General features: G+C 60.6%; 19 protein-coding genes. 11 read left to right on the top strand and 8 right to left on the bottom strand.

All coding sequences use genetic code 11. From position 1 onward, the window contains the following. From ACIPIZ_RS16665 to ACIPIZ_RS16635, 7 genes are all read left to right on the top strand, one after another. Positions 1-240, top strand: a 240-nt coding sequence (locus ACIPIZ_RS16665; RefSeq protein ID WP_401166144.1) for an ATP synthase delta/epsilon chain alpha-helix domain-containing protein, incomplete at its 5' end; no start/stop codon positions are given. A gap of 118 nt (positions 241-358) precedes the next feature. Beyond that, positions 359-1,726 (top strand): bifunctional UDP-N-acetylglucosamine diphosphorylase/glucosamine-1-phosphate N-acetyltransferase GlmU, encoded by a 1,368-nt coding sequence (gene glmU, locus ACIPIZ_RS16660; RefSeq protein WP_122660308.1) that lies wholly within the window; start codon positions 359-361, stop codon positions 1,724-1,726. A 228-nt stretch (positions 1,727-1,954) separates the two neighbouring features. Further along, a complete protein-coding gene (locus ACIPIZ_RS16655; protein WP_064389672.1) occupies positions 1,955-2,731 on the top strand; it encodes a DeoR/GlpR family DNA-binding transcription regulator in 777 nt (258 codons plus the stop codon). 2 nt (positions 2,732-2,733) lie between these two features. Further along, positions 2,734-4,566: a glutamine--fructose-6-phosphate transaminase (isomerizing) gene (gene glmS, locus ACIPIZ_RS16650; RefSeq protein WP_150647483.1), complete on the top strand. Its 1,833-nt coding sequence runs from the start codon at positions 2,734-2,736 to the stop codon at positions 4,564-4,566. 127 nt (positions 4,567-4,693) lie between these two features. After that, the gene (locus tag ACIPIZ_RS16645) at positions 4,694-5,620 is read left to right on the top strand and encodes a LysR family transcriptional regulator (protein WP_401166141.1); all 927 of its coding nucleotides are present in this window, start codon (positions 4,694-4,696) and stop codon (positions 5,618-5,620) included. Between the two features lie 105 nt (positions 5,621-5,725). Next, positions 5,726-6,352, top strand: coding sequence for a glutathione S-transferase family protein (locus ACIPIZ_RS16640; RefSeq protein WP_401166139.1), 627 nt, complete (start codon positions 5,726-5,728; stop codon positions 6,350-6,352). 45 nt (positions 6,353-6,397) lie between these two features. Next, on the top strand, positions 6,398-8,428 hold the full coding sequence (locus ACIPIZ_RS16635) for a pyridoxamine 5'-phosphate oxidase family protein (protein WP_401166138.1): 2,031 nt from the start codon (positions 6,398-6,400) through the stop codon (positions 8,426-8,428). A 126-nt stretch (positions 8,429-8,554) separates the two neighbouring features. Here the strand turns inward: ACIPIZ_RS16635 and ACIPIZ_RS16630 are convergent, their stop codons facing one another. Genes ACIPIZ_RS16630 through ACIPIZ_RS16595 form a run of 8 tightly spaced genes read right to left on the bottom strand, consistent with a single transcriptional unit; the run spans position 8,555 to position 17,543 of the window. Continuing rightward, positions 8,555-9,685 carry a glycosyltransferase family 4 protein gene (locus ACIPIZ_RS16630; RefSeq protein ID WP_064389667.1) on the bottom strand — a complete coding sequence of 377 codons (1,131 nt, stop codon included), beginning with the start codon at positions 9,683-9,685 and terminating at the stop codon, positions 8,555-8,557. Then, positions 9,686-10,816: a glycosyltransferase family 1 protein gene (locus tag ACIPIZ_RS16625; RefSeq protein ID WP_122660304.1), complete on the bottom strand. Its 1,131-nt coding sequence runs from the start codon at positions 10,814-10,816 to the stop codon at positions 9,686-9,688. Next, on the bottom strand, positions 10,800-12,167 hold the full coding sequence (locus tag ACIPIZ_RS16620; RefSeq protein ID WP_105704735.1) for a glycosyltransferase family 1 protein: 1,368 nt from the start codon (positions 12,165-12,167) through the stop codon (positions 10,800-10,802). Before ACIPIZ_RS16620 ends, ACIPIZ_RS16625 begins: the two co-directional genes overlap by 17 nt. After that, a complete protein-coding gene (locus ACIPIZ_RS16615) occupies positions 12,164-13,417 on the bottom strand; it encodes an ABC transporter ATP-binding protein (RefSeq protein WP_401166135.1) in 1,254 nt (417 codons plus the stop codon). The genes ACIPIZ_RS16620 and ACIPIZ_RS16615 overlap by 4 nt, the downstream gene beginning before the upstream one ends. Next, the gene (locus ACIPIZ_RS16610; RefSeq protein WP_401166133.1) at positions 13,417-14,214 is read right to left on the bottom strand and encodes an ABC transporter permease; all 798 of its coding nucleotides are present in this window, start codon (positions 14,212-14,214) and stop codon (positions 13,417-13,419) included. Before ACIPIZ_RS16610 ends, ACIPIZ_RS16615 begins: the two co-directional genes overlap by 1 nt. Further along, on the bottom strand, positions 14,215-15,657 hold the full coding sequence (locus ACIPIZ_RS16605) for a mannose-1-phosphate guanylyltransferase/mannose-6-phosphate isomerase (RefSeq protein WP_064389662.1): 1,443 nt from the start codon (positions 15,655-15,657) through the stop codon (positions 14,215-14,217). It lies immediately after the preceding gene. Positions 15,658-15,660: 3 nt separating this feature from the next. After that, positions 15,661-16,632 (bottom strand): GDP-mannose 4,6-dehydratase, encoded by a 972-nt coding sequence (gene gmd / locus ACIPIZ_RS16600; RefSeq protein ID WP_105704732.1) that lies wholly within the window; start codon positions 16,630-16,632, stop codon positions 15,661-15,663. Further along, the gene (locus ACIPIZ_RS16595) at positions 16,629-17,543 is read right to left on the bottom strand and encodes a GDP-mannose 4,6-dehydratase (RefSeq protein ID WP_064389660.1); all 915 of its coding nucleotides are present in this window, start codon (positions 17,541-17,543) and stop codon (positions 16,629-16,631) included. The genes gmd and ACIPIZ_RS16595 overlap by 4 nt, the downstream gene beginning before the upstream one ends. Before the next feature lie 426 nt (positions 17,544-17,969). Between ACIPIZ_RS16595 and ACIPIZ_RS16590 the strand changes: the two genes are divergently transcribed. The 4 genes from ACIPIZ_RS16590 to ACIPIZ_RS16575 are packed head-to-tail and all read left to right on the top strand — an operon-like array spanning position 17,970 to position 22,823. Next, positions 17,970-19,547 (top strand): glycosyltransferase, encoded by a 1,578-nt coding sequence (locus tag ACIPIZ_RS16590; RefSeq protein WP_401166131.1) that lies wholly within the window; start codon positions 17,970-17,972, stop codon positions 19,545-19,547. Further along, a complete protein-coding gene (locus ACIPIZ_RS16585; RefSeq protein ID WP_401166129.1) occupies positions 19,541-20,842 on the top strand; it encodes a glycosyltransferase in 1,302 nt (433 codons plus the stop codon). The genes ACIPIZ_RS16590 and ACIPIZ_RS16585 overlap by 7 nt, the downstream gene beginning before the upstream one ends. After that, positions 20,839-21,993, top strand: coding sequence for an acyltransferase family protein (locus tag ACIPIZ_RS16580; protein ID WP_401166127.1), 1,155 nt, complete (start codon positions 20,839-20,841; stop codon positions 21,991-21,993). Before ACIPIZ_RS16585 ends, ACIPIZ_RS16580 begins: the two co-directional genes overlap by 4 nt. After that, a complete protein-coding gene (locus ACIPIZ_RS16575) occupies positions 21,987-22,823 on the top strand; it encodes a class I SAM-dependent methyltransferase (RefSeq protein ID WP_253481236.1) in 837 nt (278 codons plus the stop codon). Before ACIPIZ_RS16580 ends, ACIPIZ_RS16575 begins: the two co-directional genes overlap by 7 nt. Positions 22,824-22,923 lie beyond the last annotated feature (100 nt).

Genomic DNA, 22,923 nt, shown 5'->3' with positions numbered 1-22,923 from the left:
TTCTTCATCTCCGTTGGTTTCCTCGAGGTTCTGCCGAACATGGTCAAGGTGCTTGCCGATACCGTGCATCGTGCCGCCGACCTGGATGAAGCTCTGGCTCAAGCAGCTCTCAAGGCTGCCGAGGCTGCTCTGCACGAGAAGAGCGCAGATTTCGACTACGGAGCTGCGTCCGCACGTCTGGCCGAGGCTGCAGCTCAGCTGCGCACCGTCCAGCAGATCCGCAAGAAGTTTGGCGGTTAATCCGTCAGCCGCTTGTTGTGCGATTGATAAAAAAGGGTAGCCTCGGCTACCCTTTTTTCTTTTCCGAATTCCCGAAACCCGGTCGCAGTTGCTGACCACCCAGGATTGGTAGCCAGTCATGTCTCTTGAAATCGTTATCCTCGCGGCCGGTCAAGGCACTCGTATGCGTTCGGCCCTGCCGAAGGTGCTGCACCCGATTGCCGGCGACTCCATGCTGGGTCATGTTATCCACAGTGCCCGCCAACTGGATCCGCAACGTATTCATGTCGTCATCGGCCATGGTGCCGATGTGGTGCGTGAGCGTCTGGCCGCTGATGACCTGAATTTCGTCCTGCAGGACAAGCAGCTCGGCACCGGTCACGCCACCGCTCAGGCTGTTCCGTTCATTACCGCCGACACGGTGTTGATCCTTTACGGTGACGTACCGCTGATCGAAGTCGAAACCCTGCAACGTCTGCTCAAACAAGTGGTGCCCGGGCAAATGGGCTTGCTCACCGTTGAGCTGGATGACCCGACCGGCTATGGCCGCATTGTTCGCGATGCCGACGGCAAGGTCACGGCCATCGTTGAGCATAAAGATGCCAGCGAAGCGCAGCGCGCTATCACCGAAGGCAACACCGGCATTCTCGCCGTCCCGGCCAATCATCTGGCCGACTGGATGAGCCGCCTGTCGAACAACAATGTGCAGGGCGAGTACTACCTGACCGACGTCATCGAAATGGCGGTCAACGATGGTCTGGTTGTAGCTACCGAGCAACCGCACGATGCGATGGAAGTGCAGGGCGCCAACGATCGCAAGCAGCTATCCGAACTGGAGCGTCATTACCAGTTGCGCGCCGGCCGCCGTTTGATGGCACAAGGCGTAACCCTGCGTGATCCGGCGCGCTTCGATGTGCGTGGTGAAGTGACCGTCGGTCGCGACGTGCTGATCGACATCAACGTGATCCTCGAAGGCAAGGTGGTTATCGAAGACGATGTGGTGATCGGCCCGAACTGCGTGATCAAGGACAGTACCCTGCGCAAAGGCGTGGTGATCAAGGCCAACAGTCATATTGAAGGCGCTGTTCTGGGCGAGGGCAGCGATGCCGGTCCGTTCGCGCGTCTGCGCCCGGGCACCGTGCTCGAAGCGCGCGCGCATGTGGGTAACTTTGTCGAGTTGAAGAACGCGCACATGGGCGAGGGCGCCAAGGCCGGTCATTTGACCTACTTGGGCGACGCCGAAATCGGTGCACGCACCAACATCGGCGCCGGCACCATCACCTGTAACTACGACGGCGCCAACAAGTGGAAGACCGTACTGGGTGCGGACGTTTTCATCGGCTCGAACAACTCGCTGGTCGCTCCTGTGGATATCTCCAACGGTGCAACCACGGCAGCGGGTTCAACCATTACGCAGAATGTGGATAACGCCCAACTCGCGGTTGGTCGCGCGCGGCAGAAGAATATCGATGGCTGGAAGCGGCCGGAGAAAATCAAGAAGAGTTGAGTTATCCACAGTTTCTTTTAGCGACGAAATTCATGTGGGAGCGAGCTTGCTCGCGAATGCGGTAGATCATTCAACATTGATGTTGGCTGACACGATGCCTTCGCCAGCAAGCTCGCTCCCACATTTTTGTTTGCGTCGTGTTCAAAAAAGTCTGACTTCCGCTTGACGATTTTGGGCCGATAGGTTTTGATTGCTTCCGTTATCTTTCGAATCGAAACTTAGGTCGCCATGTCGAAACGCAACACGCCACAACGCCGTCACAACATTCTCGCCTTGCTCAACGAGCAGGGCGAAGTCAGTGTGGATGAACTGGCCAAGCGCTTCGAAACCTCCGAAGTTACGATTCGCAAGGATCTTGCTGCGCTTGAAAGCCATGGCCTGCTACTGCGCCGCTACGGTGGGGCGATCACCATGCCGCAGGAACTGGTCGCGGAAACTGCGCAGAGCGTTTCCAAATACAAACAGGCGATTGCCCGCGCGGCGGTGAAACGCATCCGCGAACACGCGCGGATCATCATCGACAGCGGCAGTACCACCGCTGCAATGATCCCGGAACTTGGCCAACAGCCAGGCTTGGTGGTGATGACCAACTCCCTGCACGTCGCCAACGCCCTGAGCGAACTCGAGCACGAACCGGTGCTGTTGATGACCGGCGGCACCTGGGATCCACATTCGGAATCCTTTCAGGGCCAGGTCGCCGAGCAAGTACTACGCTCTTACGACTTCGACCAGTTGTTCATCGGCGCCGATGGCATCGATCTGGTACGCGGCACCACGACCTTCAATGAGCTGCTCGGTTTGAGCCGGGTCATGGCTGACGTGGCGCGGGAAGTCATTGTCATGGTCGAGGCCGACAAGATCGGTCGCAAGATTCCCAACCTGGAGCTGCCATGGAGCAGTGTCCATACCCTAATTACCGATGATCGCCTGCCCGATGACGCACGCGATCAGATACAAGCCCGCGGTATCAACGTGATTTGCGCGGCTGTCAGTCAGGAGAAATAAGCATGTGTGGAATTGTCGGCGCAGTTGCAGAACGTAACATCACGGCCATCCTGCTCGAAGGCCTCAAGCGTCTCGAATATCGCGGCTACGACAGTGCCGGTGTGGCGGTGTACACCAACGACGAAACCCTTGAGCGCATGCGCCGCCCGGGCAAGGTCAGCGAGCTCGAAGCCGCGTTGGCCGAGCACCCGCTGGTGGGTCGTCTCGGTATTGCCCACACCCGTTGGGCCACCCACGGCGCACCCTGCGAGCGTAACGCCCATCCGCATTTCTCCGGCGAGATCGCTGTGGTGCACAACGGCATCATCGAAAACCACGAAGCCCTGCGTGAGCAACTGAAAACGCTGGGTTACGTGTTCACCTCGGACACTGACACCGAGGTCATCGCTCACCTGCTCAACCACAAACTCAAGGATCAGCCAGATCTGAGCGTTGCGCTTAAAGCGACCGTCAAGGAATTGCACGGTGCTTACGGTCTGGCCGTGATCAACGCCAAGCAGCCGGATCGTCTGGTCGCCGCCCGCAGTGGCAGCCCGCTGGTCATCGGTCTGGGCCTGGGCGAGAACTTCCTCGCTTCCGACCAACTGGCCCTGCGTCAGGTGACCGACCGCTTCATGTACCTGGAAGAAGGCGATATCGCCGAAATTCGCCGCGATAACGTGCAGATCTGGGATGTCGATGGCAAAGCCGTCGAGCGCCAGACCGTGCAGTACACCGACGGTGCCGAAGCCGCCGATAAAGGCGAGTTCCGTCACTACATGCTCAAGGAAATCCACGAGCAACCGGCGGTTGTACAGCGCACCCTCGAAGGTCGCCTGAGCAACGATCAAGTATTGGTTCAAGCCTTCGGCCCACAAGCCGCCGAGCTGTTCGCCAAGGTCCGTAACGTACAGATCGTCGCCTGTGGCACCAGTTATCACGCCGGCATGGTTGCCCGTTACTGGCTGGAAGAACTGGCCGGCATTCCGTGCCAGGTCGAAGTCGCCAGCGAATTCCGCTACCGCAAAGTCGTGGTGCAGCCGGACACCTTGTTCGTGACCATTTCGCAGTCCGGTGAAACCGCCGACACCCTCGCTGCCCTGCGCAACGCCAAGGAGCTGGGGTTCCTCGCCAGTCTGGCGATCTGCAACGTCGGCATCAGCTCGCTGGTACGGGAATCGGACCTGACCCTGTTAACCCAGGCCGGCCGCGAAATTGGTGTGGCCTCGACCAAAGCGTTCACCACGCAACTGGTCGGTCTGTTGCTGCTGACTCTGTCGTTGGGCCAAGTGCGCGGCACTCTGGCCGACGGTGTTGAAGCGCGTCTGGTCGAAGAACTGCGTCGCCTGCCAACCCGCCTCGGCGAGGCCCTGGCCATGGACGGCACTGTGGAAAAAATCGCCGAACTGTTCGCCGAGAAGAACCACACCTTGTTCCTCGGTCGCGGTGCGCAATTCCCGGTAGCGATGGAAGGCGCCTTGAAACTCAAGGAAATCTCCTACATCCACGCTGAAGCCTACCCGGCCGGCGAACTGAAACACGGCCCGCTAGCACTGGTGGATAACGACATGCCGGTGGTTACCGTTGCACCGAACAACGAATTGCTGGAAAAACTCAAATCCAACCTGCAGGAAGTCCGTGCCCGTGGCGGCGAACTGATCGTGTTTGCTGACGAGAAAGCCGGGATGACCAACGGCGAAGGCACCCACGTGGTGCAGATGCCGCACATTCACGACATCCTCTCGCCGATCCTTTACACGATTCCGCTGCAGTTGCTGTCGTACTACGTGGCTGTGCTCAAGGGCACGGACGTCGATCAGCCGCGTAACCTGGCGAAGTCGGTGACGGTGGAATAAGTTATCCACAATTGAATTAAACGCAAAAGATCGCAGCCTGCGGCAGCTCCTACACGGGAATCGTATTTCACCTGTAGGAGCTGCCTCAGGCTGCGATCTTTTGATTTTTGATGTGAGGGTCGACCCCATGGACCGTTTCCAGGAAATGCACATCTTCACCACCGTAGCCCAAGAGCAAGGCTTCTCCGCCGCCGCTCGGCGTTTGGGCTTGTCGGCAGCCAGCGTCACCCGGGCGGTGGCGGCGTTAGAGTTGCGCATCGGCACGCAGTTGCTGATCCGGACCACGCGCAGCGTGCATTTGAGCGAAGCGGGGCAGCGTTATCTGGAGGATTGTCGCAGGATCCTCGCTGAGGTACAGGAAGCCGAGGATTCGGCTGCGGGCAGTCATGCGCAGCCGCGTGGACAGTTGACGGTGACGGCGCCGGTGTTGTTCGGTGATTTATTTGTGACGCCGGTGATGGCGGGTTATCTGGCGCAGTACCCGGATGTCACGATCAATGCGGTGCTGGTTGATCGCATCGTCAACATGGTTGAAGAGGGCATTGATGTGGCGGTGCGCATCGGTGACCTGCCGGACAGTAATCAGCACGCGATTCGGGTTGGCGAGGTTCGACGGGTCATCTGCGGTTCGCCGAAATATTTCGCCGAGCGCGGTCGGCCGGTTCATCCCCTGGAACTGGCGGGAGCGCCGGTGGTGGCCACCTCCGCGATTGGCCAGCAACGCAGTTGGCCGTTTCTCGACGCGGGCGAACCGCTCAACGTGCGACCTGAGCCGCGGCTGATCGTGACCGCCAATCAGGCAGCGATTACCGCCGCTTGTATGGGCCTTGGTTTGACCCGCGTGTTGTCCTATCAAGTAGCGAACAAGATTGCCTCCGGTGAACTGGAAATCGTCCTCGCTGGATTCGAACTGCCGCCACTGCCGATCCATGTGGTGTATCAGGGGGGGCGCAAGGCCCCGGCGCGGATCCGCAGTTTCGTTGATTTCACGGTAACGGCTCTGCGCGAACATCCCGCGTTGAAAAATGCGGCGTTATTGCATGAGATGAAATAATCGATTGCGTTTGCTGGTGATTCTGTTCTTTTCGAAGTGGGTAGATGATGGCCTGCATCGGCGCTCTCATCCCCGCAGCGGCGCCCCTGTTCAGCGGAGTCGACTATGCAAGCGATCAAACTCTACAACTTCCCGCGTTCCGGCCACGCTCATCGCGTCGAGTTGATGCTGTCCCTGCTGCAATTGCCGACCGAGCTGATCTTCGTCGATCTGGCCAAGGGTGAGCACAAGCAGCCCGCGTATCTGGCGATCAACAGTTTTGGTCAGGTACCGGCAATCGATGACGGCGGCGTGGTGCTGGCCGATTCCAATGCGATTCTGGTGTACCTGGCGCAGAAATACGGTAACGGTCGTTGGCTGCCAACCGACCCGGTCGGCGCCGCACGGGTGCAGCGCTGGTTGTCCGCCGCCGCCGGGCCGATTGCCTTCGGACCCGCTGCCGCGCGATTGGTCACGGTGTTCGGCGCGCAACTGAATGCCGAAGAGGCGATCACCCGAGCGCACAACCTGCTCAAGGTGATGGACGTCGAATTGGGCAGAACCGCGTTTCTGGCCGGCGACGAACCGACCATTGCCGACGTCTCCGCCTACAGTTACATCGCCCACGCGCCGGAAGGCAACGTGTCGCTGGCTGACTACGGCAACGTTCGCGCCTGGCTGGCCCGGGTCGAAGCCTTGCCCGGTTTTGTTGGCATGCCGCGCACTGTCGCCGGGCTGCAAACCACTGCCTGATTTTCGCAATCCACACTGCGCCGCCGGTGCAGGGGAGAGGTCGTGATGGAACGTTCACCGTGGCACGCTGGCGAGCAACAGTTACAGGCCCATGTCGGCGTCGCCGAACGCATGGAAGCTTTCGGGCGTAAGGTGATTCGCACCTGGATGCCGGACCAGCACCGTGAGTTCTATCAGCAATTGCCCTTCCTGCTGTACGGCGCCGTTGATGCCGATGGGCGGCCCTGGGCCAGTGTGCTCGAAGGCGCACCGGGGTTTGCCCATTCGCCGGATCCTGAACATCTGCACTTCGCCAGTCAGGTCGCGGCGGATGACCCGGCGCAATTGCGCAATGGCGAGCCGATCGGTTTGCTCGGCATTGAGTTGCACACCCGCCGGCGCAATCGCCTCAATGGCCATGTCGGCAAGCTGAGCGCGCAGGGTTTTCAGGTGAGCGTGGATCAGGCCTTTGGCAATTGCCCGCAATATATCCAATTGCGGCAGTTTCAGCGGGTGCCGCTGACGGATCCGCAGACTCGTCCGGCTGAGCACCTGAACGCGCTCGATGACGCGGCCACGGCGCTGATCAGCGGGGCCGACACGTTCTTTGTCGCCAGCTATGTAGATACCGCCGGCGAGCGTGCGGTGGATGTTTCACACCGGGGCGGCCAGGCCGGTTTCGTACGGGTGGACGGCAATCGTCTGACCATCCCCGACTTCGCCGGCAATCTGCACTTCAACACCCTCGGCAATCTGCTGCTCAATCCCAAGGCTGGTCTGTTGTTTATCGACTTTGCCACAGGCGATGTGCTGCAACTCAGCGGGCGAACCGAGATCCTTCTGGAAGACCCGCAGATCGAAGCGTTTCAAGGGGCTGAGCGCCTGTGGACTTTCGAGGTGGAAAAACTGGTGCGGCGCCCGGCAGCGTTGGCGTTGCGCTGGCGCTTCGACGGCATGTCGCCGACCAGTCTGTTGACTGGCAACTGGGCCGAGGCGGACGCGCGGTTGCAGGCGCAGGCATTGGGCAACCAATGGCGACCACTGCGCGTGGCGAGGATTGAAGCAGAAAGCCGCAGCATCCGTTCCATCTATCTCGAGCCCACCGATGGTGCCGGTTTGCCGGTTTTTCTCGCCGGCCAGCATTTGCCGCTGCGCTTCACGATCGATGGTGAAGTGCATATCCGCACCTACAGCCTGTCGAGCGCGCCATCGGATGGTTTCTACCGGATCAGCGTCAAGCGCGAAGGCCTGATTTCGTCGCACCTGCATGAGCAGATTCGCGTTGGCGATGTGCTGGAAGCGCGGGCGCCGCAAGGGCATTTCACCGTGGCACCGCTGGAGCACCGACCTTTGGTGCTGTTGGCGGCCGGTGTGGGAATCACGCCGTTGCTGTCGATGCTGCGCGAGGTGGTGTACCAAGGCTTACGCACGCGGGGAATTCGTCCGACGCTATTGCTGCAGAGTTCGCGCAATCTGGCGGATCAGCCGTTTCGCAAGGAACTGGATCGTCTGCTTGAAACGGCTGGCGACTCAGTACGCGTCTTGCGTTTGCTCAGCCAGCCGGAAGCCGAGCTACGAGAGGGCGAGGATTTTGATCTGCCGGGCCGAATTGACGGCACGGTGCTGAGGAACCTGCTGGATGCCGAGGATTTCGACCAGCTCGATTTTGTTCTCTGCGGCCCTGGTGGTTTTACCCAGGGGCTGTACGACATCCTGCGCGAACTTGATGTGCGTGATGCGCAGATTCATGCGGAAACCTTTGGCCCTTCGACGCTTAAACGTCAGGCCGACCCGGACGCCATCGTCATCGAGCAACCGCCCGCCGCCACCACGTCGGTGCCGGTGGTGTTCGAGCGCTCGGCGAAAGAGGCGCGCTGGCAGCCGGACGGCGGCAGTTTGCTGGAGCTGGCGGAAAGTCGTGGACTACGTCCGGAGTTCAGTTGCCGGGGAGGGTCGTGCGGCACCTGCAAGACCCGACTGGTCAGCGGTGCGGTGAATTATCCACAGCCGCCAGCGGATATTCCGGAAGCCGGGCATGTGCTGATCTGTTGCGCGGTGCCGGCGCAGAGTAGCCAACCATTGGTTTTGGATCTGTAACCGAAAACAACCTTGTGGGAGCGAGCCTGCTCGCGAATGCAGTCTGTCAGCAACGATGATGTTGGCTGACCCGACGCTTTCGCGAGCAGGCTCGCGCCCACATTGGCAATGTGGTTGGGTCTGAAATCAGGCGTAGGACAGGGATTTTTCTTCCAGCAACTCCTGATACAACTCCATCCACTTGCGGCCCATTTCGTCAGCTGTGAATAACTGCCGATATCGAGCCTCAGCCTTCACGCCCATCGCCGCAGCGCGCACCGGATCGTCCCACAGGGTGCGCATCGCCTCGCGAAACGCCTGTGGATTACTCGGCGGCACGACCAGACCGGTTTCGTTGTGGATATTGATGTAACTGGTGCCGGTGCCGATTTCGCTGGAGATCATTGGTTTGCCGTACATCGCGCCCTCAAGCAGCGAAATACCGAAGGCTTCGGAACGCAGGTGCGAAGGGAAGACAATCGCATAGCTCAGTTGCAGCAGCGCGACTTTGTCTTCATCGCCCAAACGCCCGAGGAAGTGGATGTTGCGCAGCCCCAGCGCTGTTGCCTGGGCATGCAGTTCCAGCTCGAGCGGTCCGGCGCCAACGATCACCACCGGGTAATCCACGTCCTTCAAGGCATCGAGCAGAATATGCAGGCCCTTGTAATAACGCATCACCCCGACAAACAGGAAAAACTTATCCCCAAGCTGCTGCCGCCAACGGTTCATGCGCTCAGTATCGGCCTGTGGATAACCTGCCTTGTTCAAGCCATACGGAATTACCCGGGTCTTGTCTTGAAATTGCTGCAGCACATCGCTGGTGTGCAGGTAGTTGGGCGATGCCGCGACAATGCGGTCGGCGCTGGCGAGGAAGCGGTTCATCAGCGGACGATAGAGTTTGAGCAGGTGCTTCTGGCGAATGATGTCCGAGTGGTAGGTGACCACGCTCGGTTTGTCCATGGCGCTGGCGAAATGCACCAGATCCATGAACGGCCAGGGAAAGTGGTAGTTGACCACGTCGGCTTCGGCGGCCATCTCGCGAAACTGCTTGAACACGCTCCAGGAAAATCCGGTGGAGGCGAATTGAATATCCAGTTTGGCGCGGTGCACTTCGTGGTGACCGAGTTGCACCACAGGCGGGGTCGGGTCGGCGCTGAGGGTCAGGACCTGGCCGTCGATGCCATGTTTGGCGCCGCTCTCGCACAGTTGGTAGATCACTTGTTCGATGCCGCCGACCGAGTCAGGCAGGTAAGTCTTGAAGAAATGAAGTACGCGCATTCAACCTCCCATGGCCTGGCGGTAGGCACTGGCCGTGGCCTGTGCACAACGCTCCCAGGAAAAAAGCCGTGCCTGCTGCAATCCGGCTTCTCGGCATGCCTGCCAATGTGCTTGATCGTCGATCAGTCGGCTCATTGCGTCACGCAAGCCGTCTGCATCGTCAGCTTCAATATAGTTGCCCGCTGGCCCCGCCACTTCCGGCATGGCTGAAGAGCGGGTGATCACCACTGGCGTGCCGCTGGCCATCGCCTCCAGTACCGGCAGGCCAAAACCTTCATACAACGAGGGGAAAATCAGCGCCCGGGCCCCGGCCAGCAGTTGTGCCACCTGTTCGTCCGGCAGGTAACCGAGCAGGCATACATGCCCGCTCGCCAAGGCCTGGCGCAACGGTTCGCTGAACTGTTCGCGCTCCCAGCCCGCCATGCCGACGATCAGCAACGGAAAGCGCTGGCGCACGGCGTCTGGCAGCAAGGCGTGCGCGCGCAGGGCCAAGCCGAGGTTTTTGCGCGGTTCGAGGGTGCCGACACACAGAAAGTACTCACGGTACTCAACGGCATGCGCCTTGAGTACCGCGTCGATGGTCTGCGGTTCACGCGGACGGAAGCGCTCCGCCACGCCCAGCGGCGCCACGACAAAGCGCTCGGCGGGCAAACCGAACCAGGCTTGCGCCTCGTCGGCAATGGCCTGCGAGTCGGTCAGGATCAGCCGCGCCTGCTCTACTCCGGCGGCCAGGCGCCGCTCGATTTCCTTGAGCCGCGCCGGCGGCTGGGTGTCGGGGAAATGCAGATGTGTCAGGTCGTGCAGGGTGATTACGGTCGGGCCATTGAAGGCCAGCGGCCACAGACTCGGCTCGTGATAAAGATCGATGTCCTGGGCACAGCCTTGGTCGAAACGTTTCTGCTCCAGCCAGCGCCGTGCCTGATAAGCCCCGGGAATCTGCCGCAGCAACGGAGTCAGGCGCGAATAACCGGGCATGGCCGCTTCCGGCAGCGCCGAACTCCAGCCCCAGCCGTGGAACAGCATGACCTCGACATCGGTCTCGCTGCGCAACGCGTTGACCAGTTCGGCGACGTAGTGGCCGATGCCGGTGCGCGGTGCCTGCAGAATCCGTGCGTTAAGGGCAATGCGCATGCTGCCTCGCTTGCGCCGCTGGCGCTTCAAGGACATGGCGCACACTGCGTTCGGCCAATTGCTCGCTGGCCTCGCGCCAATCGATCCAGGCCCAGTCAGCCACATCGCGGGCGGCGGGGAACTGGTCGCTGCTTTCGAAAGCGCTGATCAGATCAGCAAGGCTTTGTGGGTCTTGCAGATCGAAATACGCCATGAACTCGCCGCCGATCTCGCGGAACACCGCGATGTCGCTGCCCATCGCCGGCAGACCGCGCTGCATGGCTTCGACCAGTGGCAAGCCGAAGCCCTCGACGAACGACGGAAACACCAGCGCACTGGCATGGGCATAGGCATGTTCGAGGCTGGTGTCGCTCAGATCATTGAACATGAACAAGCGTTGATTCAGCTCGGGATGCTTGCGCACGCGCTCAAGCAAGGCGTCGCACTTCCAGCCGATGCGCCCGGCGATGCACAACCGGGCGTTCGAGCCGGCGGCCCAGGCGCGTTCAAAGGCGTCGAGCAGATAACCGTGATTCTTGCGCGGTTCGATGGTGCTGACCATCAGGAACACCGGCTCGGATGTCGCGAATATTTTGCTCAGGCGGGGCTCGACCGTTTCTTCGCTGCTGCGCAGGTCGAGTTCGGAGCCGAGATGAAAGAAGTCGAACCAGCGCTTGTCAGCCTGTGCGGGACCGATGCGGCGCTGGAGTTCCTCGCGCACCTGATCACGCACCGTGGCGGAAATCGCCATGTAACCGTCAGCGGTGTGGCTGATCCAGTCGAACCATTCGCTGAAAACCTGCACCAGCCGTGTGTCGTAGAACTGCGGATGGGTCAGCGGAATCAGGTCGTAGATCACCGCGATCATGCCGACGCCGTCGCGTTTGAGTTGTTCGGCGTGGGCAAAAAAATCCGAGTGCCAGGACGAATCCAGCAGCACCAGTTGATCGCCGGGCTGATGTTGCAGCGGCGAGCAGCGTTTGAGCAGTTGCGTGTGGTTGATGGCGCCAATCAAGCGCAGCGGTAAACCGAATACGCCGAACGACGTCAGGCGATAGGCGACATACAACACACGCCGCACCGATTTCGCGCTGCACTGGCTGTCGAGGCGCTGGTGCCATTGCCAGAAGCGATGCGCCAGGCGTTGCAGGCGTTCGCCGAACGTCGCCAGGGCGTTGAACACCGGGGTGTTCAATGGTGCCAGCCGCTGCACGCGATAGAGCTGGCCATTGAGCAGGATCACCGGCATGCATTCGACGCCGTCGGCACTCGCAGGCAATTGCTTGATGACGTTGCGCACCACGCGCTGGATGCCCGAGTTGACCTTCGGGTGCTTGAACACGTGCGTGCATTCCACCAGCAAGCGGGTCATGACGTGCGCTCGACAGGCGTGACTTCGGTTTGCCGAGTGATCGTGGTCTGGGCGTTGAGCCAGGAGCAGCCGACGAAATCTTCGCGGCGATTGTTGATCACGTGGAACACCAGGCCGTAGTCGCGCCACTCGAAGTTGCGATCCAGGTGCGAGTCCAGACGCGACAGGCTCAGCGACACCGAATAATTGCCTTTGCCCAGGCCCATGATGAAGGCGAAGCGATAGGTAAAGCGTTCGCCGGCGCGCAGATCGGTGAGGGCTTTGCCCTGTCGGTGGGTATTGATGCCATACATCATCTGCCCCAAGCGATCCTTGAGGATAAAGCCCAGCACCAGGCGCTCGATGTCCTTGCGCACTTCAACCTGGACTTCCAGCACCACCGCTTGCCCGACTTCGGCGGCGTCGATGCTGCGCTCGTTTTCGTCGAGCATGCGCACGCCGAGGATCGCCGCCTCACCGGTGCCAGAGACGGTCTGCACTTCACCCCCGGCGAGCATTTCCTGGCGCACGATCTGGCCTTCGCGTTCGGCCATCAGGGCGTTGTAATAATCGAGCACGGCTTCGGGTTTGCCGTACATGGCCATGCGTCCGTCCTTGAGCAGGATCGCCGAATCGCAGATCGACTGAATCGCCGAGCGGTCGTGCGACACGATCAACAGGGTGGTGCCAGCCTTGCGGAAGCTGCGGATGCGCTCGAAGCTCTTGTGCTGGAAGTAGGCATCGCCCACCGACAACGCTTCGTCGACGATCAGAATGTCCGGGCGCCGGGCGGTGGCCACGCTGAACGCCAGGCGCATCTGCATGCCGCTGGAATAGGTGCGCACCGGGTGATCGATGGCTTCACCGATTTCGGCGAAGTGTTCGATCTCGGGCATCAGCGCTTCGATTTCTTCGAGCTGCATGCCCAGCAACTGCCCGGCCATGATTGCGTTCTGGCGTCCGGTGAAGTCGGCGTGAAAACCCATGCCCAGCTCCAGCAGCGCCGCGACCCGACCTTGGAGTTCGATCGTGCCGCCAGTGGGCTGGGTGGTGCCGGTGATCATCTTCAACAAGGTGCTTTTGCCGGCCCCGTTGGCGCCGACGATGCCCACCGCTTCACCGGGAGCGATCTCGAATTCGACATCGCGCAGCACCCAGTGCTGGTGATGACGAATGGGCGAAAAGGGAATCAGCCACTCGGCCAGGCGGGCCCAGCGGTTGGGGTATTGTTTATAGGCCTTGCTCAGGCCGGTGACACGAATATGTCCCATCAGAGTTCATCCACCATTTCGCCGACGCGTTGACGAAACAGGCGCAGCCCGATCAGACAGAAAACGCTGCCGGTGACGAAGATCGGCAGCAGCGAACCCCAGACCGGCCACTGACCATAGAGGAACAGGTTCTGATAACTGCTGAACAGGTTGGTCAATGGATTGAGTTGCAACAGGCGTTGTACCCATTCCGGCAGGATCGTGATCGGGTAAACGATCGGCGTCAGCCAGAACCAGAACTGCAGGCAGATCGCAAAGAGCTGGCCGACATCGCGGAAGAATACATTCAGCACACCGAGGATCATGCCCAATCCGGCGCAAAACATCATTTGCAGCGCCACCAGCGGCAGCAACGCCAGCAAGACCATGCCCGGCCAGCGTCCCGTTACCAGCAGGAAGCCTAGAAACAGCGCGATGATGATCGCGAAGTTGATCCCTGAGTTGATCAGCACGATCACTGGCAGACAGATCCGCGGGAAGCTGATTTTCTTCAGCAGATTCGCGTTGTCGAGAAACATCGTCTGGCTGCGCAAGGTGATTTCGGAGAACAGTCCCCAGGCCAGCAGGCCGGCGCAAAGGTAAACGCTGTAGGCCATGCTGTCGTCCACACCCGGCAGGCGCGCGCGCATGATGTGCGAGAAAATCACCGTGTACACGACAATCATCGACAGCGGGTTGAAGATCGGCCACAGGGCGCCGAACAGCGAATTGCGGTAACGCGCTTGAAACTCTCGTTGCACGCTACCGAGGATGAAGCCACGGTAGCTGCGCAGCGAGCGATACAGGGAAAGCAGCATTCAAACCGTCCTGCCGTAATGGTCTTCGAAGCGGACGATGTCGTCCTCTCCCAGGTATTCGCCGCTTTGCACTTCGATGATCACCAGATCGATCACGCCGGGGTTTTCCAGGCGATGCTTGTGGCCGGCGGCAATGAACGTCGATTCGTTCTTCGCCACCAGGTGCGTGCCGGTGCCGTTGTTGGTGACCTTGGCCATGCCTTCGACCACCACCCAGTGTTCGTTGCGGTGATGGTGCATTTGCAGGGACAACTTGCCGCCGGGTTTGACCACGATGCGTTTGATCTTGAAGCGCGGGCCTTCTTCGAGAACAGTGTAAGTACCCCACGGGCGGCTGACTGTGCGATGCAGGCGATAGGCTTCGTGGGATTTGTCCTTGAGTTGCTTGGCCACCCGGCGCACATCCTGGGCGCGGTCGGCGTGGGCCACCAGCACGGCGTCGGCGGTGTCGACCACGATCAGGTTATCCACTCCCACCGTGGCCACCAGACGACCTTCGCTCTGGACGAAGTTGTTGTGACTGTCGATGAAGATCGCTTCGCCGCTGGCGCGGTTGTTGTCGGCATCGGCCGGCACCAGCGCCGCGACGGCGCCCCACGAACCGATGTCGCTCCAGTCGAAACCGGCGGGCACCACGACGACTTTTTCCGAGCGCTCCATCAAGGCGTAATCGATGGAGATGTCGGTGATTTCAGCGAACAGCGCCGGCGACAGTTCCTGTTGCAGGCAGCCGACGGTTTCCACCGCAGCGCTGGCTTGCATACAGGCGCGGGTCTGCTCCAGCAGTTCGGGCGCGTGTAATTGCAGTTCGGCAATCACGGTCGCGGTGGTGAAGCAGAACATGCCCGAATTCCACAGAAAGTTGCCGCTCTCCAGATAATGCGTGGCGGTCTGCAGATCGGGTTTCTCGACGAAGCGCTGTACTTTCGCTGCGCCTTTGGCGTCCAGCGGTGCGCCGGTCTCGATGTAGCCGAAGCCGGTTTCCGGTGCGGTCGGGATCACGCCGAAGGTCACCAGATAACCGTCCTTGGCCAGGTTGACCGCGTGCTCGACCGCGGTTTTCAGTGCGTCCTGATTGACGATCAAATGGTCGGCGGGCATCACCACCATGATCGCGTCATCACCGTGCAGCGCTTGCAACGAAAGCGCCGCGGCGGCGATGGCCGGGGCGGTGTTGCGCCCGGTCGGCTCCAGCAGGAAGTGTCCGCGGTGGCGCGACACGTGGGCGGCGCAATAGTGATCCTTGCTCTGGAAGTAATATTCGCGGTTGGTCACCGTGACAATGTCGCCCCGGCCGTCCAGCAACGCGGCGGCACGCTGGTAGGTCTTGCCGAGCAGCGACTCACCGTCGGGCAGGGTCATGAACGGCTTGGGATGGCCCTCGCGGGACACCGGCCACAAACGGGTGCCGGCACCGCCGGACAGAATCACGGGGATCAGCATGGCCTACTCCTTGGCGACGCGTTTCATGTCCGCATCCATCATCATGCGGATCAAGGTATCCAGGTCGGTTTTCGGCTTCCAGCCCAGCACGCGTTGTGCCTTGGCCGGATTGCCGAGCAGCACTTCGACTTCGGCCGGGCGGAAAAACGCCGGGTCGATCTTCACGTAGTCGCGGTAGTTCAGGCCGACGTGATCAAAGGCGATGCGGCACATTTCGCGCACCGTGGTGGTGACACCGGTAGCGACGACAAAATCGTCAGGCTTGTCCTGCTGCAGCATCAGCCACATGGCCTCGACGTAATCGCCGGCAAAGCCCCAGTCGCGCTTGGCGTCGATGTTGCCCAAGGCCAGTTCGTGCTGTTTGCCCTGCTTGATGCGGGCGGCGGCGTCGGTGACCTTGCGGGTGACGAATTCGATGCCGCGCAGTGGCGATTCGTGGTTGAAAAGAATGCCGCTGCTGGCGTGCAGGTTGAAGCTTTCGCGGTAGTTGACGGTGATCCAGTGGCCGTACAGCTTGGCCACGCCATAGGGGCTGCGCGGATAGAACGGCGTGTTCTCGTCCTGTTGCTCGGCCTGGATCAGGCCAAACATTTCGCTGGTCGAGGCCTGATAGAAGCGTGTGTGCGGGCTGAACTGACGGATCGCTTCGAGCAGATGGGTAACCCCCAGACCGTCGACGATGCCGGTGGTCACCGGTTGATCCCAGGAAGCTGCGACGAAACTTTGCGCGGCGAGGTTATACACCTCGTCCGGCGCCGACTTGATGACCGCGCGCTGCACCGAGCAGGCATCGGCCATGTCACCGTCGAGGTAGACGATGTCGGCTTCGACGCCCATCTCGCGCAGGCGCCAGCGCGAATCGCTGCTGCGCCGTGCGACCAGACCATGAACCTTGTAGCCCTTGTCGAGCAGCAACTTGGCCAGATACGCGCCGTCCTGGCCGGTGATCCCTGTGATCAGTGCACTTTTTGTCATTCTTGTCGTACTCGCATCTCCCAGTCGGACAGGATCGCCCGCAGGGATTGTTGTGTGGTGATTTCTGGCGCCCATCCTGTGGTTTTCGCCAGTCTTGCGTGGCTGCCGCAAACGCGGCGCTGATCGGCGCGACGCATGCGCGCTGGATCCTGAACCAGTTGCATCTCGACCTCGGCCAGATCGCCCAGCTGTTCGATCAGGCTGCGGATGCTTTGCTCGCGCCCCGAGCAAATGTTGTAGACCTGCCCCGGCGTGCCTTTTTCCAGCAGCGCGAAGTACGCCGACACGACATCGCCAACATCGAGGAAGTCGCGTGTCACGTCGATGTCGCCGACTTCCAGTTGCGGCGCTTGCAGACCTTGCTTGATCCGGCTGATCTGGCGGGCAGCGCTGGCAATGACAAAACTGTCTTTCTGCCCGGTACCGATGTGATTGAACGGCCGCGCGACCAGCACTGGCCAGCCTTCGCTCAGGCCCCATTGCAGGCTGAGAAACTCCGCGGACAGTTTGCTCACCGCGTAAGGGTTGCGCGGGCAGGGCGGTTGTTGTTCGGTGATCGGCAAGGCGTTTTCGCCGACCTGACCGTAGACATCGCCGGAGCTGACGTACAGGAAGGTGCCCTGAAAGCCGCGAGCCTTGAGCGCCTGCAGCAGATTGAGGGTGCCGAGCAGATTGATTTCGAGGGTGCCCGCCGGGTCACGAAAGGCTTGCGGGACAAATGTTTGCCCGGCCAGATGAATGACGGCGTCGGGCAGTTGCGGCCACAGGTCGATGAGGCTGTCCGGATCCGTCAGGTCGTAGGGCGCAGCGGCAGGCAGCAGCTCCCACGACGAATCAGGCAATGCCAGACGAGACTGAATATGTTGTCCCACGAATCCACTGAGACCCGTGACGAACAGACGCTTTTTCAAACAGCGACCCCTTGGTCTTGAACTTGCGCCACTTTCCCACAGGCTTTAAGGGGATGTCTGTCAGACCGGTAGAAAAACCGATGGGACGACGGGCGAAGTCATTGTTGTAGTTGTTTGGTTGCCAATCTGTGCCAATTGCGCGGCAATTTCAACAGGTCCAACCGTGACCGGTCAGTTCTCGTCAGCGTAGCCCGATTTATTCTCGCCGGATGGTTCACGAATCCTCAACGGATGTGTTTAGAATGCCCCTCGTCGCTACAATCCCGGGGTTGATTCCGGGGGCGTGATGCAGGGTGAAACCGACCACTAAAACAAGAACGAAGACGTGCTCCATGACCTAGGGCGAGAGCGGCACTGCCGACTTGATCCGAGGCTTGGCCGTCATAGCATGAAGGTGCCAGGACGGCAGTTTCATCGTGGGATGCCATGAATTTCATTCTCTACTCGGACATTAACGACAGCTCCATCAGCCAAAGCCTGGGGCGTCCGGAATACAGCTATTACTTCGTGCTCAAGGCGTATCGTCCGGTACTGGAAAGCCTTGGGCGCGTGCATGTGGTGGCGTCCACCGCCGAAGTCGATACGCTCTATCAACAACTGCTCGCCGCCGGCGAAGACAGTGTCTTCCTGTCGTTCACCCCGCCGCAGAAAACCCCGGTCGATCTGCAGTGCCCGACGATTTGCGTGGTGGCGTGGGAGTTCGATTCGATCCCCGATGAGCAGTGGGACAACGATCCGCGTCAGGACTGGACGCAGATGCTTGCGCGCCAAGGCCGGGTGATCACCCTGTCCAGCCACACCGCGCGCGCCATTCGCCGGGCCATGGGCGAAGACTTTCCGGTGTTGGTGCTACCGACGCCGCTGTGGGAAAACTTCGCGGCAATCCGTCGGCAGCATGTGCCTGTGCCGGTCAATCCGGGCGCCACGCTGGCCATCAAGGGCTGCATTTTCGATACACGCACGCTGGGCCTGTCAGCCGATGCGCTGATCCCGACGCCGCTGACCGCTGAAGAAGAGGCCGCGCTGGCCGCCGAACTCGAAGCCGCGCGCCCGCCACCGCTGACGTTCAAGCGACGTCTGGTGATTGCCCGGCATTACCTGCGCCTGTGGGCGCTGGACCTGGGCCGTGAGCAGGCAGAGCCGGTACCGCGAGTAAAGTTTCTGCAAAACTGGTACTGGGAAGGCCTTCGCGATCTGTTTCCAGACAATCTTCACGGCTGGCTCGAACAATGTCTGCCGGCCATTTGCGGTCCACAACCGCTGCCAATCATCGAGCCGTCACCGCTGGATCTGCCGGACACCACGTCGGTGGTCGAAACCCGGGTCGACGGTGTTGTCTACGTCACCGTGTTCAATCCCAAGGATGGCCGCAAGAACTGGCACCAACTGATCACCGCGTTCTGCTGGGCGTTTCGTGAAACGCCCGATGCGACACTGGTGCTGAAAATCACCCAGAACGATCTGGCGTCCTACTACAGCGAATTGATGACCTTGCTCGCGCAACTCACGCCGTTCGCCTGCCGTGTGGTGGTCATGCACGGTTACCTCGACGATGCGCAGTACGCCGGGCTCTACCAGGCCGCGAGTTTCTACGTGAATGCTTCGCGCTGTGAAGGGTTGTGTCTGCCGTTGATGGAATTCATGTCCAGCGGCAAACCGGTGATCGCACCAGATCACACGGCGATGGAAGATTACATCGATGATGCGGTGGCGTTCGTGGTCGGCTCCAGCGAGGAGCTGACCATCTGGCCGCAGGACACGCGGATCATTTACCGCACCCTGCGTTACCGCCCGGACTGGGGTTCGCTGAAAAACGCCTACGAGCAGAGCTACCGGGTGGCCAAGGCACAGCCGCAGGATTACCAGCGGATGTCGGCCGCCGCCGTACAGCGAATGCACGATTACTGCGCCTTTGCTCCGGTGCAAAAGCGCATGGCGGATTTTTTCGGGCTGGCACCGAACACTACAGACGCCGCGCCAGTGACGGACAACGCCTCATGCTGATCATCATTCATTCGGAAACCAACCAGCACACCATCGTGCAGAATCTCGGGCGTTCAGAGTACAGCTATTACTTCGTGCTCAAGGAATACCGGCCGGTGCTCGAACGCCTCGGGCGGGTGGTGGAGGTCGTTGATCCACAGCGCGAGGTCGATGCGTTGTACCTGGAATGCCTGAGCCGGGGCGAGCCTTGTGTGTTCCTGTCGTTCTCACCGCCGCATCGCACTCCGGTGCATCTGGCGTGTCCGACGTTGCCGGTGTTTGCCTGGGAATTCAGCACCATCCCTAACGAAGCGTTTGCCGGTGAACCGCGCAATGACTGGCGTACCGTGCTGCGCGCCTGTGGCGCGGCGATCACCCATTCCAGCTACACGGTCAATGCGGTGCGTGAGGCGATGGACGCCGACTACCCGATCGTCGCCGTACCTGCGCCGGTGTGGGATCGCTTCGCCGCACGGGGGGCGCAGTTGCAGGGGCAAGTGCCGAGCGAGTCGTTTCGCCTGAAGATCAAGGGGCTGGTTGCTGACAGTCGGACCCTCGACCTGAATGCATTCGGACCCAAGCATTTACGCCGTGGCAAAGGTATCGATTTCGCCGCGCCGATCACCGAACAGGAGCTGCTGCTCGACGGCGTGGTGTACACCTCGGTGTTCAACCCCGGCGATGGGCGCAAGAACTGGGAAGACATGCTCAGTGCTTTCTGCGTGAGTTTTCGCGATGTCGAAGACGCCACGCTGGTGCTCAAGCTCACCCATCACGATGCCGAAGAAGCCCTCGGCGACATCCTCCATCACTTGTACAAGAACCAGTCCTATCGCTGCCGCATCGTGCTGATCTACGGCTATCTCGCCGACCCCGATTACGAGCGCCTGGTGCAAGCGACCCGCTACGTGGTGAACACCTCCTATGGCGAAGGCCAGTGCCTGCCGTTGATGGAGTTCATGTCCTGCGGCAAACCGGCGGTGGCGCCACGTACTACGGCGATGATCGATTACCTGAGCGCCGATAATGCGTTTCTGATCGAATCCACCGACGAACTCACAGCCTGGCCGCACGACCCGCGCAAAGCCTTCCGTACCTTGCGTTATGTGACCAACTGGGCGTCGTTGTGCCAGGCCTATCAGGCCAGTTACGAGGTGGCGAAAAATCACCCGGCGCGTTATGCACAGATGTCGGCGCAAGCGGTCAGCAGCCTGCAAGGATTCTGCAGTCAGGCGGTGGCCGAGCAGCGTTTGCAGGCGTTCTTCGCGCAGATGTTCGAACTCAACGCGACCCTCGTGGAAACCCCGCGAGCATGAACAGCAAGCGGATCATGGACATCGAAGTCCTGCGCGCCATTGCGGTGCTGGGCGTGCTGTTCCATCACCTGCAGGGCAGCCTGTTCACCGATCCGGTGCCCTTGCTGGAAAAAATCCACGGCTGGGCGCAGCCGTGGTGGGGCGTCGATCTGTTTTTCGCCATCTCCGGGTTTGTCATTGCCCGCAGCCTGATTCCGGCGCTGCAAGGTTGCACTACGCGCCAGGAGTATTGGCAACAGACGCGCAATTTCTGGCTGCGCCGGGCCTTTCGTCTGTTGCCGTCCGCCTGGTTATGGCTGGCGCTGATGTTGCTGGCGTGCCTGTTCGTCAATCGTTCCGAGGCGTTCGGTACGCTGTCCGCCAACCTGCAAGCGACACTGGCGGGGGTCTTTCAGTACGCCAACTTCCGCTTTGCCGACAGCTTCTTTCGCTACGAATATGGCAGCAGTTTCGTCTATTGGAGTCTGTCGCTGGAGGAGCAGTTTTACCTGCTGTTCCCGCTGCTGATCGTGCTGTGCCGCAAGCATCTGGTCTGGGCGTTGCTGGCGCTGGTCGCGGTGCAGTTGTTCACCGTGCGCACGCCGCTGTTGATGGTGGTGCGCACCGATGCACTGGCGCTTGGCGTCTTGCTTGCCATGTGGAGCGCACAGCCGAGCTATCAGCGCTGGCAACCGACGTTCTTGCGTCGACCGTGGGCCGGGATTTCGGCGTTGATCGTGATCGCAGCGTTGTTGAGCTTCATGGCCACTGACCGTTTCACCTTCGCTAACTACCGCATCGGTTCGATCGCTGTCCTCAGCGCGCTGTTGGTATGGATCGCGTCATACAACCGCGATTATCTGATGCCCGTCGCTGGCGTTCAGCGTGTACTGGCCTGGATTGGCAGCCGTTCCTACGGCATCTACCTGATCCATATTCCGGCCTATCAACTGGTACGCGAACTGATCTTCCGCCTGCAAACCGCCGGTCTGCCGAGCCCGGCCGGGCACCCGATCATCACGCTGTTGCTGGCGTTCGGTCTGATCGTGCTGCTCAGTGAACTGAATTACCGCTTCATCGAAATGCCCATGCGCAATCGCGGCGCCGCGCTGGTCAAACGCCTCGGTACTTCGCGAACCGCCGTCCCATCCTCTGGAGCCACCTCATGCTGAGCCTTTTGAAGAAACTCACGGCGGGCACGCCTGCACCGGCCCCCGCGCAGCCTGTCGCGACTGCCGAGAAGACCGATCCGTACATGCTCGGCCTGCACGATGCGATGCTCAGCGGCTGGTTCAATCAGGAAACCGGCGAGCTGTTCAAAGGCTTCCCGGTGACTGCCGATGACACGCTGCTCGACGTCGGCTGTGGCGACGGCGGCAACGTGCATTTCTGCGGCATGCGCGGGGCGAAGATCATCATCGCTGACATCGATGAAGCCAAGGTCGAAGCGACCCGCCAGCGGCTCAGTGACACGCCGGCGCGGGATGTCGAATGCCATGTCACCGACTGTAATCCGCTGCCGATTGCCGATGCCACAGCCACGCGTGTGGTCTCCACCGAGGTCATCGAGCACGTCGACGATCCGGCGCAGTTTCTCGCGGAGCTGGTGCGCGTGGGCAAACCCGGCGCGCTGTATTTACTGAGCGTGCCGCACCCAAGTTCCGAAGACCTGCAGAAAGACATCGCCGCCGCCGAGTATTTCCAGAAACCCAACCACATTCGCATCATCAGCGAAGAGCAGTTCAAGGCGATGGTCAGCGAGGCGGGGCTGGAGATCATCAGCCACAGCCAATACGGTTTTTACTGGTCGATGTGGATGTTGCTGTTCTGGGAAGCCAAGGTCGATTTCAGCAACCCGGATCATCCTTTGCTCAATCACTGGGCCGACACCTGGCAAGCGGTGCTGAACTCGCCGCGTGGCGCGCAGATCAAGCAGGCGCTGGATGCGGTGGTTGCGAAAAGCCAGGTGATCATCGCGCGTAAACCTGCGACAGCTCTGTAGGAGCTGCGGCACGCTGCGATCTTTTGGCTTGATTCTATAAACAAGATCAAACGATCGCAGCCTCGTTTCACTCAACAGCTCCTACGGGGTTTTTGTGTAA

Source organism: Pseudomonas sp. NPDC087690 (genome assembly GCF_044743175.1).
In the GTDB taxonomy this organism is placed as follows: Bacteria; Pseudomonadota; Gammaproteobacteria; order Pseudomonadales; family Pseudomonadaceae; genus Aquipseudomonas.
Note: the sequence above shows the minus strand (reverse complement) of the source record. Positions and strands in the feature narration are given on the sequence as shown.

Excerpts from the sequence above, each read along its gene's own strand:
- ACIPIZ_RS16610 (WP_401166133.1), bottom strand. The coding sequence starts at position 14,214 with ATGCTGCTTTCCCTGTATCGCTCGCTGCGCAGCTACCGTGGCTTCATC.
- gmd (WP_105704732.1), bottom strand. The coding sequence starts at position 16,632 with ATGACAAAAAGTGCACTGATCACAGGGATCACCGGCCAGGACGGCGCG.
- ACIPIZ_RS16655 (WP_064389672.1), top strand. The coding sequence starts at position 1,955 with ATGTCGAAACGCAACACGCCACAACGCCGTCACAACATTCTCGCCTTG.
- ACIPIZ_RS16580 (WP_401166127.1), top strand. The coding sequence starts at position 20,839 with ATGAACAGCAAGCGGATCATGGACATCGAAGTCCTGCGCGCCATTGCG.
- glmS (WP_150647483.1), top strand. The coding sequence starts at position 2,734 with ATGTGTGGAATTGTCGGCGCAGTTGCAGAACGTAACATCACGGCCATC.
- ACIPIZ_RS16605 (WP_064389662.1), bottom strand. The coding sequence starts at position 15,657 with ATGCTGATCCCCGTGATTCTGTCCGGCGGTGCCGGCACCCGTTTGTGG.
- ACIPIZ_RS16590 (WP_401166131.1), top strand. The coding sequence starts at position 17,970 with ATGAATTTCATTCTCTACTCGGACATTAACGACAGCTCCATCAGCCAA.
- ACIPIZ_RS16585 (WP_401166129.1), top strand. The coding sequence starts at position 19,541 with ATGCTGATCATCATTCATTCGGAAACCAACCAGCACACCATCGTGCAG.
- ACIPIZ_RS16645 (WP_401166141.1), top strand. The coding sequence starts at position 4,694 with ATGGACCGTTTCCAGGAAATGCACATCTTCACCACCGTAGCCCAAGAG.
- ACIPIZ_RS16635 (WP_401166138.1), top strand. The coding sequence starts at position 6,398 with ATGGAACGTTCACCGTGGCACGCTGGCGAGCAACAGTTACAGGCCCAT.
- ACIPIZ_RS16615 (WP_401166135.1), bottom strand. The coding sequence starts at position 13,417 with ATGGGACATATTCGTGTCACCGGCCTGAGCAAGGCCTATAAACAATAC.
- ACIPIZ_RS16630 (WP_064389667.1), bottom strand. The coding sequence starts at position 9,685 with ATGCGCGTACTTCATTTCTTCAAGACTTACCTGCCTGACTCGGTCGGC.
- ACIPIZ_RS16620 (WP_105704735.1), bottom strand. The coding sequence starts at position 12,167 with ATGACCCGCTTGCTGGTGGAATGCACGCACGTGTTCAAGCACCCGAAG.
- ACIPIZ_RS16625 (WP_122660304.1), bottom strand. The coding sequence starts at position 10,816 with ATGCGCATTGCCCTTAACGCACGGATTCTGCAGGCACCGCGCACCGGC.
- ACIPIZ_RS16640 (WP_401166139.1), top strand. The coding sequence starts at position 5,726 with ATGCAAGCGATCAAACTCTACAACTTCCCGCGTTCCGGCCACGCTCAT.
- glmU (WP_122660308.1), top strand. The coding sequence starts at position 359 with ATGTCTCTTGAAATCGTTATCCTCGCGGCCGGTCAAGGCACTCGTATG.
- ACIPIZ_RS16575 (WP_253481236.1), top strand. The coding sequence starts at position 21,987 with ATGCTGAGCCTTTTGAAGAAACTCACGGCGGGCACGCCTGCACCGGCC.